Raw genomic sequence first — 13,337 nt, 5'->3', positions numbered from 1 at the left:
TCGGTGAATTGCGTGACTCGGATCAAGACGGAGGATTGAAAAATGCTCGGGCTACAAGGGTTGCTGGCACGTCTGCTCGATGTCGTGCTGATCGTCGCGGGTTCGCTCGTGGCTTCGCAGTTTCGTTTCCTGTCGGTGGCCGACAATCATTTCGACAGCGCCGTCATTACGTTCAGCATTGCGTTTTCGCTCGTGCTGTTTCCGGCATTCGGCGTGTACGAATCGTGGCGCGGCCGTTCGATGTTGCGGCTAATCGGAACCATCTCGCTCGCATGGCTCATCGTGCAGGCGTGCGGAATCATCCTGATGTTCTCGCTGCATCGCGCGGATGTGATCTCGCGGTTGTGGTTCGTGTACTGGACCGCGATCACGGGCGGCGCGCTGATTGCATCACGCATCGCCACGCATCTGGCGCTGAGGGGCGTGCGTCAAGCCGGCCTCAACCTGCGCAGCGTCGCGGTGGTCGGCTATGGACAGCATTGCCATCACGTAGTGCGGAAGCTGGATGACTCCCCGGCAAGCGGATTCCGAGCAAACGCGATCTTTGATCTGCGTCCGGTCGTGGAGACCGCGCATCCCGGAGTGCCGACGTTCACCAATTTCGACAAGTTTGCCAAGCATGTACGCGACAGCGGCGTGCAGGAGATCTGGCTGGCGCTGCCGTTGTCGGAGGAGGCGACGATCCTGCGCTTCGTCAATGAATTCGGCGATGAGCTCGTGAATATCCGCTTCATTCCGGATGTGCGCAGCGTCGCGTTGTTCGATGGCGCGATGATCGATCTGGTGGGCGCGCCGGCAATCAACCTCGTTGCGTCGCCGCTGCCGCGCCACGCGATGCTTCAGAAGGAAATCTTCGATCGGCTATTCGCCGCGATGGCGCTGCTGTCGCTGATGCCGTTGATGGTGATGATCGCGATCGCGGTGAAGCTGTCGTCGCGCGGGCCCGTGTTCTTCAAGCAGTTCCGCAAGGGCGCGGACGGGCGCGAGTTCAAGATCCTCAAGTTCCGGACGATGCGAGTGCACGTCGAGGAAGCCGGGGTGGTGACGCAGGCGACGAAGACCGATTCCCGAATTACCCGCGTCGGGCGCTTCCTCAGGCGGACGAGTCTCGATGAGCTGCCGCAGTTTCTGAATGTACTGCGCGGCGAGATGTCGGTTGTCGGGCCGCGGCCGCATGCGATCGAGCATGATCGGCTGTATCAGAAGGTCGTCGATGGATACATCCATCGGTATCGGATAAAGCCGGGCATTACCGGGTGGGCGCAGGTGAACGGGTATCGTGGTGAGACCGACCGCCTCGAGAAGATGCAGAAGCGGGTTGAGTACGACCTTTATTACCTGCGGAACTGGTCGTTTGCGCTGGATATGCGGATCGTGCTGGCGACGGTGGCGAAGGGGTTTGTGAATACGAACGCTTATTGATTGGTCTTCGAAGCCGTGAGTTTTCGCATCACTAAACATAAACCGGGGAAAATTTGATGACGTGTCTTTTGGAACGGCGCGAGAGCGTGACGGCGGCAGTTCGCCGTCATGGCGCCCGGATCGTGCTTGGGGCAACGATGAGTACGCTGCTGTCAGCGTGTGGCGTTGCACCGGGCATGCGCATGTCGACACCTGCAACGTTGCCGGTGACGAGCCGCGATGAGCAGACTCCTCAGCAGGAACTCCAGATTCCAATCACTGACATCAACATGGCGTTGATTCAGCAGATCCGCGAGGAAGGGCGGAAGGCTGACGAAACCCAGTTTAGCGCGCTGATCGGAAAGCCGCAGCCGTACACGCTCGGCGTCGGCGACGTGCTGCAGATTACTGTCTGGGACCACCCGGAGCTTGCCGCGGCGCAGGGCACGCAACAAACAACGAACTCGCGACCCTACGACCCTGTTCAGGGTTTCGTCATCGATGACAACGGCAACGTGCAGGTGCCGTATGCCGGCAACGTTCATGTGGCTGGAATGCGCATCGACCAGGCCCAGCGTGCTGTCCAGGCCGCGTTGCAGCGTGTGTTCGTGAAGCCGCAGGTCTCGGTGCGTGTGTCTTCGTTCCGTGCGAAGCAAGTTTACGTGGACGGGGAAGTGCACACCCCCGGCGTCGTGCCGATCAACGACGTACCGATGACTTTGAACGAGGCGATCAACCGCGCAGGCGGATTCAACCCAACAGCTGACCAGAGTCGGATGGTCGTAGTGCGGAACGGGACGTCGTATAGGCTGGACCTCACGCAAATGCTCGGGCGAAATGTAAATCCTTCGGAAATATTGCTGAGGAACGGCGACCTGCTGCGCATCGTCTCGCGTGAGGACAACGGCGCTTTCGTCATGGGCGAAGTCAACAAGCCGATCACCGCGTTGCCGCTGAGAAACGGGCGGCTCACGCTGAGCGACGCGCTTTCGCAGGCAGGCAGCGTGAACAGCGCTAGCGCGGATGCTGCCCAGATGTATGTGATTCGCGGCGCAACTGAGGCGAAACCCCAGGTATTCCATCTCAACGCCCGCTCGCCAGTGTCGATGGTGCTAGCGAACCAGTTCGAGCTGCAGCCAAAGGATGTCGTATATGTCGACGGCAATGGGCTGGTGCGCGTCAGCCGCGTGCTGAGCCTGCTGCTGCCTGCGATCAACGCAGGGCTGACCGGCGCAGTGTTGGCAAAATGATCGACAACATTCTCGTCGTGTGTGAAGGGAACATCTGCCGGAGCCCGATGGCGCAAGCGCTGCTTGCAAAAGCGTTGCCGTTGACGCGCGTGAGATCCGCGGGATGTGCGGCGCTCGCCGGGCGGGGCGCGGACCCACTGGCAATCGAACTGATGGCCGAACGCGGCATTGACCTTGGAGAGCACATTGCTGTCGACTTGAACCTGCAGTACATGCGTTCAGCGGACCTCATTCTTACGATGACGCAGAGCCAGCGCAAGAGAATCGAAGCCGGCTACCCGTTTTCGAAAGGCCGGGTGTTCCGTATTGGTGAGTTCGAAAAAATCGATGTCATCGATCCCTACCGGCGAGGGCGGTCGGTATTTGAATTGGCTCTGAATCAAATCGACCAGAGTATGGAACGCTGGGTCCACAAAATGAATCGGATCAAGAATTAACTATGGAATCCGTAAACAAATCCCGAATCATCGATATGCAGGATGGTGACGAGATTCACCTGTCCGACTATGTCGCCGTCGTCGCCGAGAGCTGGAAACTTATTGCCGCTATTGCAGCGTTCGTGCTTCTGCTTGGGACTGTCTACGCGTTCGTTGCGAGGCCGGCCTATCGTGCGGACGTGATGATACAGGTCGAAGATAGCGCTAACTCGGCCCAGAATGCGCTAGGCGAGCTCGCATCGATCTTCGATACGAAGCAGACCGCCGACGCAGAGATCGAATTGATTCGTTCGCGCCTCGTGGTTGGTCACACGGTCGACGCGCTGCACCTCGACATATCGGCGCAGCCACGCTATTTCCCTGCGGTTGGCGCCATGCTGGCGCGCCTGGCCGGAAGCAAGGAACTCGCTTCGCCGTGGTTCGGGATGACGCGCTTCGCATGGGGCGGCGAGAAGATCGCAGTCACGCGGTTCGAGGTGCCGAAGGAACGCTACGATGCGAATTTCGAGCTGGTCGCCCGCGACGGAAGCAGTTATGAACTGGTCGACCCGGAGGGGGATGTCGTCCTGAAGGGAACGGTCGGCCAGATCGCCCGCGGTATGGATCAGTACGGCCCGGTGGAGCTGATGGTGGCGCGCCTACGTGCCCGCCCGAATACAGAATTCGTGCTCAGTCGCGCATCGACGCAGGCGACGATTAAGCGACTGCAGGACGATCTCGTCATTGGCGAGAAAACTAAGCAATCCGGCGTGATCGGCGTTTCGCTAGATGGTGCCGATAGTGCGCGGACCGCCGAGATCCTCAACACGCTCGCATCCGCGTATGTGCAACAGAACATCGACCGGAAGTCTGCCGAGGCGGAGCACACACTGGCATTCCTCGATCAGCAGTTGCCGCAATTGCGCAAGCAGCTCGATCAATCCGAGGACCGGTACAACGCGTTCCGCAACCAGAAGGGCACCGTCGATCTGACCGAAGAGAGCCGCCTGTTGCTGCAGCAAATCGTCGAGGGCAAAACCAAGCTCGTCGATCTGGAGCAGCAACGTGTTGAAATGGCGCAACGCTTCACGGGTGAGCACCCGGCGCTCGCAGCGTTGACGGCCCAGATCGCAGCCCTTAACACGCAGCAGGATCTGCTGAACAAGCGCGTGCTGACGCTGCCCGACACCGAGCAATCGGCATTGCGATTGTTGCGCGACGTGCGCGTAAACACGGAGCTCTACACGAACTTGCTGGACAGTGCGCAGCAACTGCGTATTGTCAAGGCAGGTCAGGTCGGTAACGTTCGCGTCGTCGACTTTGCAGTGGTGGCCGACGACCCGGTGAAGCCAAAGCGACCTCTCGTCATCGCGCTGGCCGCATTTCTCGGGCTCATCCTCGGCACGGTGACGGCGTTCGCAAAGCACGCGCTGTTCGGCGGCTTGAAGCACAGCGACGAAATCGAAAAGGTCATCGACCTGCCGGTCTACGCAACGATTCCGCACAGTCAGGCCCAGATCAACCTGCAGCAGGCGATGGATCGTGGTCGACCCGGTCCGCACGTGTTGGCGTCGCTCGAGTCAGAAGACCTGGCTATCGAAGGAATCCGCAGCCTGCGCACGGCGCTGCAGTTTGCGTTGCTCGACGCTTCAAACAACGTGATCGTGATTACCGGCCCCCGTCCAGACGTCGGCAAGTCGTTCGTTTCGGTGAACCTGTCGGCCGTGCTCGCCAGCGGCGGTACGCGTGTGCTGCTGATCGATGCGGACATGCGGCGCGGCAACGTTCACTCATATCTCGGAGTGTCAAAGCAGCCGGGACTTTCGGACGTCATCACGGGCTTCAATCTCGACGAAGCGCTCCAGCGTGACGTCGTGACAGGCGTGGACCTGCTCCCGAAGGGATCGTTGCCGCCGAATCCGGCGGAGTTGCTGATGAGTGACCGGTTCAAGGCGCTCCTTGATGAAGTATCGCGACGCTACGACCTAGTCATCGTCGATACCCCGCCGGTCCTTGCGGTGACCGACTCGACGGTTATCGGTCGGTATGCTGGCGCCACGCTGCTCGTGGTACGGCATGGTCAGCACCCGCGCGCGGAACTCATCGAATGCTCGAACCGCCTGCGCGGTGGTGGCGTGGCGCTGAAGGGGGCGCTGTTGACTGACGTGCCGCGGCACCGATTTGGTTACGGCAGTTACTACTCCGGTTACTACGGGTACGAAAGTGTTTCAGAGTGAACAACATCGCGGACTGTGTGTGAGACATCGACACGTGCGGCACGTCCCAATTGGAGTATCGAACCATGAATCGAAAAGTTGCTTTGATTACCGGCGTGACGGGGCAGGACGGCTCGTATCTCGCAGAACTGCTCCTGAACAAGGGCTACGAAGTGCACGGTATCAAGCGCCGTGCCTCACTGTTCAATACCGACCGAATTGACCATCTCTATCAAGACCCGCATGTTTCCGACCGGCGCTTCGTGCTGCACCACGGTGATTTGACGGATTCGACGAGCCTCGTGCGCATCATCCAGCGCGTACAACCCGACGAGATCTACAACCTCGCCGCCCAGAGCCACGTTGCTGTTTCGTTCGAAGAACCGGAATATACGGCGAACGCTGACGGCATCGGCGCACTGCGGATCCTCGAAGCGATCCGGATTCTCGGGCTCGAGAAGAAGACGCGTTTCTACCAGGCGTCGACATCGGAGCTCTACGGTCTCGTGCAGGAAATTCCGCAGAAGGAGACCACGCCGTTCTATCCGCGCAGCCCGTATGCGGTTGCCAAAATGTACGCGTACTGGATCACCGTCAACTACCGCGAGGCGTACGGTATTTACGCGTGCAACGGTATCTTGTTCAACCACGAATCGCCGGTGCGCGGCGAGACCTTCGTGACGCGCAAGATCACGCGTGCGATCGCGCGTATCGCAACCGGCCTGCAGGATTGCCTGTACCTCGGCAATCTGTCCGCGCTGCGTGACTGGGGTCACGCACGCGACTACGTCGAAATGCAGTGGCTGATGTTGCAACAGGAGCAGCCGGAAGACTTCGTGATCGCGACGGGCGTGCAGTACAGCGTGCGCGATTTCGTCAAGCAGGCTGCTGCGGAGCTTGGCGTTACCGTGCGATTCGAGGGCGAAGGCGTCGACGAGATCGGTATCGTCGAAAAGGTCGAGGGTTCGGAAGCGAAAGTGGCGCCTGGCACCGTGATCGTGCGCGTCGATCCGCGTTACTTCCGTCCGACTGAAGTTGAAACGTTGTTGGGTGATCCGACCAAAGCGCACGAGAAACTGGGCTGGAAGCCGACCACGTCGTTCGAGTCGCTTGTCACTGAGATGGTGCGATCAGACTATCAGGTGGCGAAGCGCGACGCGCTGGTGACGCTCGCAGGTTTCAAGACGTTCGAATACAACGAGTGAGCGCCATGGACAAGGACACGCGAATTTTCGTCGCGGGACACCGCGGAATGGTCGGTTCGGCAGTCGAGCGCAATCTCGCAGCGAAGGGTTACCGCAACGTCGTAACGCGCGGCCGATCCGAGCTCGATCTGACCGATCAGACCGCCGTGGAAGCGTTCTTTCGCGACAGCGCGATCGATGTCGTTGTGCTCGCTGCCGCCAAGGTGGGCGGGATTCTGGCCAATGATACGTATCCGGCCGATTTCCTGTACCTGAACCTGATGATCGAAGCCAACGTGATTCACGCAGCTTATCGGGCAGGCATCGAGCGCCTGGTATTCCTCGGTTCGTCATGCATCTATCCGCGCGAGTGCCCGCAGCCGATCAAGGAAGCGTATCTGCTGACCGGGCCGCTGGAGAAGACGAACGAGCCGTACGCGATCGCGAAGATCGCAGGTATCAAGCTGTGTGAGTCGTACAACCGGCAGCACGGAACGAAGTACGTGTCGCTGATGCCGACGAACCTCTACGGTCCGAACGACAATTACGATCTGAAGTCCAGTCATGTGCTGCCAGCGTTGATTCGCAAGGCGCACGAGGCGAAGCTGGAAGGGCGGGAAAGCCTTCAGGTCTGGGGCACCGGCCGCGTGCGTCGCGAGTTCCTGCACGTCGACGACATGGCCGATGCGACCGTCTTCATCCTGGAAAAGGGAATTGATTCGGGGCTGTACAACGTCGGCTGCGGCGCGGACGTGACGATCGAGGAGCTGGCGCGAGCCGCGATGCAGGCCGTCGGGTTCGGTGGACGCATCGAATTCGATACGACGAAGCCGGACGGCACGCCGCAGAAACTGCTCGATGTGGGCAAACTCGCCGCGTTGGGCTGGACCGCGAAGATAGGTCTGGACGACGGGCTGGCCTCCACATACCTGGATTTTCTGCAGCGTAGCGAAGCACAAGTGGTCGAACGAGTTTGATCGGGTAGAGAAAGTAAGCCGCAATTATGCGACTTGATGAGAGTGGTCCTATCGGTGTGTTCGCGTATCAACGATTGTCGCACCCACTCGCGACGCACAAATTCTTTCTTGTGGCACGCCTACCGGAGTCGATCGACCAGACGACCGCGGTCTTGACGGTTGTTTCAAATTCGGAACGCCGACTGATATAGGACAGAGCCATGCGTTGATCCTGCAGCTTGAGTAGATGGATCAGCCAGCCTCGACGGACCGTGGACGGCAAACGCATTGTGCGGCACTGACTACGAGCTTCGTCTTCGACGCTGGGACGTTGGGCATTCGGCGGGATGCCATGGTCAGGTGTTTGGACTTCATCCGCACCGGCCAGCAGCCGCTTACCGCTACCGACCTGCTGCTGCATTCGAACCCCGAAGCAAGCTTGAAGGGGCGGTGGTCTGAATGCGAAAACGTGTTTGTAGGCGTCGGTCTTGACAGTAACGGTCTCAGCAATTATCGGGTGTCTGGACGGAATTGCTCGAGTGGTGTAGCGCTTCAGGGTAGCGCGGCGAAAGAAATCGATTAATGTTACTTAAATTTAATGAGGTCGGCGAAATGCCGAACGAAATGTTTTTCACTAGCAACCTCGTTAACAATAGCGGCTGCGCGCTCGGAAGCTGAAAATTTGAATTTCAGAAAGAATTCAAAGTGCGACATTGATATCTAGTTTCGGTATGACTAGCTGATAGTTCCAGGCATACGCACGATCCCACCATGACAGCACATCGCATAATCAAGGCATTTCTTGCTCACGGTCTCGGACAGGCAGTGAGTGTTTTCGCGCAAGTGGTATCGGTTCCTCTATTTCTGTCTGTCTGGGGGGCAGCGAAATACGGGGAATGGATTCTTATCTCGACGATCCCTACGTACTTGGCGTTAAGCGATCTCGGGCTATCGACTGTCGCGGCAAACGAGATGGACCAGCGCGCCGCAGTCGGAGACTATGATCGTCTTCAAATTATCTATCGAACACTAACGGTCACCGTTGCGCTTTTCGTTACATTTGTATTTATCGTCTCGGGAGTCACGTGGTGGGCGTTTGGAGCGGGATTTCAAGTGTTCACATACATGACGTCGGAGGAGGTGAGGCTCGTTGCATTGATTCTTATATGCGACGTATGTTTGAGTGTGATGTACGGGCCTCATACGGCGGCATTGCGCAGCGCCAATTGTTATGCGCTGTCAATTTCGATACTGAATGTTACTCGATTCGCGGCCTTGGTGTTTGGAATCGTGGCGCTTTTGGTGTTCAAGACACCGGTCGCCGTAGCTATGGGAATGTTCATTGCCCGTATAGTCGGATTTTTAGCGCAGCAGATTGTAAAGAATCGATACTGTCCTTGGGCTACGTTATTTCCGATTACAGTCGATTGGACTTGGATCAGAAAATCCTTGATTCCGTCGCTGGCATTTTTGGGATTTCCGTTGAGTAATGGATTGAATTTTCAGGGAATTCTGTGGGTAATTGGGACCGCGCTCGGGCCAGCGCAGGTGGCGGTGTTTTCGACAATGAGAACCCTAACACGTGTGGCCGTGCAAATGATGAACTTGCTGTCAAATTCGGTTTGGTCAGAGGTGTCAAAAATGTACGCCACTGGGAGAATGGAGGAGGTGAAAAGAATAAAGAAACGATTGACGCTTGTGACGATTGCTGTGGTGGTGGCAATTGGAGTTGGAATGAGCATTTTCGGTGAGCGATTCTACGAGTCATGGACCGGAAAGCACGTCGCATTTGATCCGTCTCTATTTGATGTGCTATTGCTCTCGATGATCGCAAATTCTCTGTGGCAATCGACATCCATATTCGTTATCGCGATTAATCGGCATATGCGATTTGCCTTTGCTTATCTCATTGCTGCGATTGGTGTGATTTTGCTTTCGTTATTTGCCGTTCGGCATGGTGGGATTTTGTCTGTCGCGATTTGCTTATTGGGTCTCGATATCTTCCTGGTCTTGTTTGGTGAGCACGAAGTATCTCAAGAGTACAGCGAGAAAAAGCATGAAGGTACTGTTCTTAATAGGTAGTATTGGCGACTATCATACGGCTCGCCTGAAAGACCTTGAGGATCGGCTATCGCGAGAGAATATCCGCCTCAGTGTGTTGGTCATGAATCGAAACTCCGAAGATAATCTCCATCGCAAATATCAAAATGAGGCAATTGATGCGGTTGGAATTAAATGGAGGTATTTGGGAGGAGGTGGGCGACAGCAAGGGTACGTGAAATTCACGGCTCGACTGCTCGGCGAAATATCACGAGAAGCTCCAGATCTAATAGCGACAATCGGGTATAATTTTTCATATTCCATCGTCGGGTTGATTTATAGATTAATAAAAAGACGTAATCGAATCATATTTTGCGCTGACAGTAAATTCGACGATGGATTGCGTCGACCGAGTCGAGAGATTGTCAAATCATTGCTTGCCCGTATGTATGATGGTGCGATCGTAGCCGGGCGGCGGCAGAGCCATTATTTCCAATTTCTCGGAATTCCCGCAGAAAATATACGTGTCGGCTATGATGTCGTGGATAACGATGCTTTTATGAAGGCAGCGGGGGTCGCGCGTCAGCGCGATATCGAATATCGAGCGCAATTGAAGTTACCGGAAAAATATATCGTTTGCGTGTCGCGGCTGGTCGCGCGTAAACGTGTTGATAGGGTCATAGATGCGTATGCTCGCTCGCAAGCGAGGGAAAAAGGTATCTTCTTGGTCGTCATTGGTTCTGGAGCGCTGGAGCAGGATTTGCGTGCTCGTTGCGACCGACAAGGCGTCGCAGATTGGGTGATATTCAAGCAGCTCGTGCCTAATCGGGATATGCCAATTTTTTTATCTTTGGCGCGCTTTCTAATACTCTTGAGTGATTATGACCAGTGGGGTCTGTGTTTGAACGAGGCGTTGGCGTGCGGAACTCCGGTCCTGTGTACGGATCGATGTGGCGCCGCGCACGAGTTAGTTAGGCACGGCGAGAACGGTTTCGTGACGGATGGAACGGAATCCGATATAGATCTGGGTGTAAGAACGTTACTAGATGACGACATTTACGTAAAAATAAAAAGTCGTTATCCGTGGAATCTCCGTGATTGGAATTTGCAGCGGTTTTCCGAAAACGTATTGAATTTCGCTAAAGGACTTTCAAAATGAAAGTTGGTAATGTAGTCGTTGCGAATGTATTTGGCGCCGTGAATAAAGGGGACGCGGCACTGATCGAAGTCTGTATTGACGAAATCTATGATGCGTTTCCGGGTGCTTCAGTCAGTGGCATCGCCTATCAGCCATCTGTGCAACGTGCTCATCTTCCGCGGGTTACCTGGCATGAGCGCCTCGGAAATTGCATGTCAAAAAACGTGTGGCGAAGACGAATTTGTAATGTTGTCCGCCAAGGCGTCACGATCGGCTACGTTTTTTTGGGGCAGCCATGGCTGTTGGGTTTGCTGATTCCTGGTGAGCAGAGAAATGCAATCCGGGCAATCAGGGAGGCCGATCTCTTGATAAGTTGCCCTGGTGGTTATCTTGAGGACTCGAACCCTTCTTATTATGCCAATTTGATTCAAATTTGGGTGGCAGCGAAGTTCGGGACAAAGATCATCCTCGCCCCGCAAAGCGTTGGCCCCATCAGATCGCGAGTTGGCCAATGGTTTGCGTCAAAGATTCTTTCGAAAGCAAATCTTGTCTGCGCGCGCGAAAGTGAGTCTTACAACTTCGCTGTCGAGACGCTGGCGCTGTCGAAAAATCGAGTGGTCCGGACTGGGGATTTGGCGTTCTGGCATGACGCGGAACCTGCAGCTAGAGAGTTGGTTGCCTCGGAATTTGGAATCAGTCCGCATGAGAGATATATCGCTGTCTCGGTGATTGAATGGGCTTTCCCCCTGGCAGACGATCGGGCGGAAGCCAAGGAAAGGTATGTGCGGAAGCTGTGCGAGCTTTTGAATATTTTGCATAAGACGCTCGATGTCCGAGTCGTCATCGTGAATCAGGTTGCTTCCGATTTGCCTGTCGGGCGTGAGATAGCGACGCGTTGTCCGGGGTTTGTGATATTGGATCAAAAAGATCGTCCAGTCTCGGATGTCAGAAGAATTATCGCGGGCGCTGCTGTATTTCTAGGAAGCCGTTTTCATTCATGTATTTTTGGACTGCTCGCGGGGTTACCGCTGGTTGCGCTTTCGTACTTGCCAAAGACGAGCGGTATCATGACTGATTTGGGACTCAGTTCGCGCGTCCACGACATAGATACCTTCGATGTCCCGCTGGTCGCGGAAAGAATGATTTCCGATTACAACGACCCTTCCGAGGGACGAGAGACTGTCGATTTGGCGGTTCGACGCTATAAGGAACAATACCCAAGATTTGCTGACTTACTGCGGGAGACCGTATGAAGTTATCGCCTGAAAAGAAATTCGAACGTCGTGCGAGCCATCGCGTCGGATTTGTCACCGCATCGGCCTCTCGCTCGGGGGGCGGACTTTTTGACGCAATGCGTGGGCTCGCGCTCGAACTTCCGGGGGCTGGAGTGACACCTCACGTGTTTGCTCTGCGGGACATTCACACTAAGGATGATCTTGCGCAGTGGGGCGGCATTCAGGTTACAGCGTGCGATCCAGTCGGACCCGCGATGCTCGGCTATTCTCCCCAGTTGCGGGAGGCACTATTGGCGGCCGACGCGGATGTTATTCATACGCACGGAATCTGGATGCATCCGTCGGCCGATGTTATTGCGTGGCATCGGCGACAAAGCAAACCCTACATTATTTCGCCGCACGGTATGCTCGATCCATGGATTCTCAACCGTTCTAGGTTAAAGAAGTGGATTGCATTGCGTGCCTACGAGCGAAATCATCTGAATCGAGCTGCTTGCTTTCACGCTCTCAATTTCGAGGAGGCCGATGCGATTCGCGCAGCCGGACTTAAGCAGCCGATTGCAGTGGTACATAACGGCGTAGTGATTCCTGACACTGACAGTCCTGGACTGCCCTCCTGGTGGCAAGACGGGTTCTCGTCCAAGAACTTATTGCTGTATTTTGGCAGATTGCATCCGAAGAAAGGCGTCGAGAATTTACTCGCGGCGTGGAAGGAGTGTGTTAAAGATGGCTCTATTAAAACCCGTTGGAACCTGATTGTCGGAGGGTGGGGGAGTGAATCTTATATCTCTAAATTGCGCGGTATGGTGAACGAAGGAGCGAGCGCGGACGGCGTCCATTTTATTGGGCCTCAGTTTGGGATAGATAAGGCGAGAACTTATGCGGCATGTGACTGTGTAATTTTGCCGTCATTTAGTGAAGGATTGCCAATGGTGCCGCTAGAGTCCTGGGCTTTCAGAAAACCAGTTGCGATCACTCGCGAGTGCAATTTATCAATTGGGGTCGAGCGCGGCGCTGCCTTCGAAATTCGCAATTCAGTTGAAGGGCTCCGCAATTTTATTGAGGAAATTTACCGCGTTGGTGAGGTGGAACTCAGAGAAATGGGTGAGCTCGGAAGAGCGCTTGCTGAAGAAAAATTTGCTTGGAACGCAATTGCGGAACAAATGGCGGACGTATATGGCTGGATGATGGGAATCGACAAAAGGCCTAGTTTTATTATCGATTGACGGATCTGAAATTGGATAAATGCTTATTGGTATTATAGGATATATTTCCAATATCGATTTGTCTCGAACAAAGCCTCGATTTTTAGAAAACGTCGACTTCTTATGCTTGTTTGTCGTCGGTAACGTAGCCGAGCGCCTTATGGGCGAGAATTCTCGGGCCGAGCTTATGAGGATAGAGAGGTAGACCGCTCTTGAGGAAGCGGAGTCTCTGGGCAGTAGAAGCGTGACGCAGCGTCACGGCGCGTCCTGGTCGACGAGGAGACGGTCGCTCCTCG

General features: G+C 55.6%; 11 protein-coding genes. 10 read left to right on the top strand and 1 reads right to left on the bottom strand.

Translation table 11 applies throughout. From position 1 onward, the window contains the following. Positions 1 to 42: 42 nt before the first annotated feature. The 6 genes from DID96_RS18005 to DID96_RS17980 all read left to right on the top strand — a co-directional run bounded on the left by DID96_RS18005 (position 43) and on the right by DID96_RS17980 (position 7,444). Positions 43 to 1,422: an undecaprenyl-phosphate glucose phosphotransferase gene (locus DID96_RS18005; protein ID WP_124600631.1), complete on the top strand. Its 1,380-nt coding sequence runs from the start codon at positions 43 to 45 to the stop codon at positions 1,420 to 1,422. Positions 1,423 to 1,559: 137 nt separating this feature from the next. Further along, positions 1,560 to 2,651: a polysaccharide biosynthesis/export family protein gene (locus DID96_RS18000; protein WP_260463930.1), complete on the top strand. Its 1,092-nt coding sequence runs from the start codon at positions 1,560 to 1,562 to the stop codon at positions 2,649 to 2,651. Further along, positions 2,648 to 3,088, top strand: a complete 441-nt coding sequence (locus DID96_RS17995; RefSeq protein WP_124600629.1) for a low molecular weight protein-tyrosine-phosphatase — start codon at positions 2,648 to 2,650, stop codon at positions 3,086 to 3,088. The genes DID96_RS18000 and DID96_RS17995 overlap by 4 nt, the downstream gene beginning before the upstream one ends. 2 nt (positions 3,089 to 3,090) lie before the next feature. Then, complete coding sequence (locus DID96_RS17990) at positions 3,091 to 5,304, top strand: polysaccharide biosynthesis tyrosine autokinase (protein WP_124600628.1); 2,214 nt, start codon at positions 3,091 to 3,093, stop codon at positions 5,302 to 5,304. 65 nt (positions 5,305 to 5,369) lie between these two features. Next, positions 5,370 to 6,488 (top strand): GDP-mannose 4,6-dehydratase, encoded by a 1,119-nt coding sequence (gmd, locus tag DID96_RS17985; protein ID WP_124600627.1) that lies wholly within the window; start codon positions 5,370 to 5,372, stop codon positions 6,486 to 6,488. Between the two features lie 5 nt (positions 6,489 to 6,493). Continuing rightward, positions 6,494 to 7,444 (top strand): GDP-L-fucose synthase, encoded by a 951-nt coding sequence (locus DID96_RS17980; protein ID WP_124600626.1) that lies wholly within the window; start codon positions 6,494 to 6,496, stop codon positions 7,442 to 7,444. Between the two features lie 67 nt (positions 7,445 to 7,511). Here DID96_RS17980 and DID96_RS17975 read toward each other — a convergent pair whose 3' ends face one another. Further along, positions 7,512 to 7,844, bottom strand: a complete 333-nt coding sequence (locus DID96_RS17975) for a hypothetical protein (RefSeq protein ID WP_124600625.1) — start codon at positions 7,842 to 7,844, stop codon at positions 7,512 to 7,514. Positions 7,845 to 8,194: 350 nt separating this feature from the next. Here DID96_RS17975 and DID96_RS38335 point away from each other — a divergent pair, with 350 nt between their 5' ends. From DID96_RS38335 to DID96_RS17960, 4 genes are read left to right on the top strand one after another with little or no spacing between them, the layout of a single operon-like run. Next, on the top strand, positions 8,195 to 9,505 hold the full coding sequence (locus DID96_RS38335) for a lipopolysaccharide biosynthesis protein (protein WP_185732291.1): 1,311 nt from the start codon (positions 8,195 to 8,197) through the stop codon (positions 9,503 to 9,505). Further along, the gene (locus DID96_RS17970; protein WP_185732290.1) at positions 9,480 to 10,622 is read left to right on the top strand and encodes a glycosyltransferase; all 1,143 of its coding nucleotides are present in this window, start codon (positions 9,480 to 9,482) and stop codon (positions 10,620 to 10,622) included. The genes DID96_RS38335 and DID96_RS17970 overlap by 26 nt, the downstream gene beginning before the upstream one ends. Continuing rightward, positions 10,619 to 11,854, top strand: a complete 1,236-nt coding sequence (locus DID96_RS17965; RefSeq protein WP_124600623.1) for a polysaccharide pyruvyl transferase family protein — start codon at positions 10,619 to 10,621, stop codon at positions 11,852 to 11,854. The genes DID96_RS17970 and DID96_RS17965 overlap by 4 nt, the downstream gene beginning before the upstream one ends. After that, entirely contained in the window at positions 11,851 to 13,062 is a 1,212-nt protein-coding gene (locus DID96_RS17960; RefSeq protein ID WP_124600622.1) for a glycosyltransferase, read from the top strand. The genes DID96_RS17965 and DID96_RS17960 overlap by 4 nt, the downstream gene beginning before the upstream one ends. Positions 13,063 to 13,337 lie beyond the last annotated feature (275 nt).

Origin of the sequence: Burkholderia sp. Bp8963 (assembly GCF_003854275.1) — a bacterium.
Taxonomy (GTDB): domain Bacteria; phylum Pseudomonadota; class Gammaproteobacteria; order Burkholderiales; family Burkholderiaceae; genus Burkholderia.
This window is presented reverse-complemented; position numbering and strand designations above follow the sequence as displayed.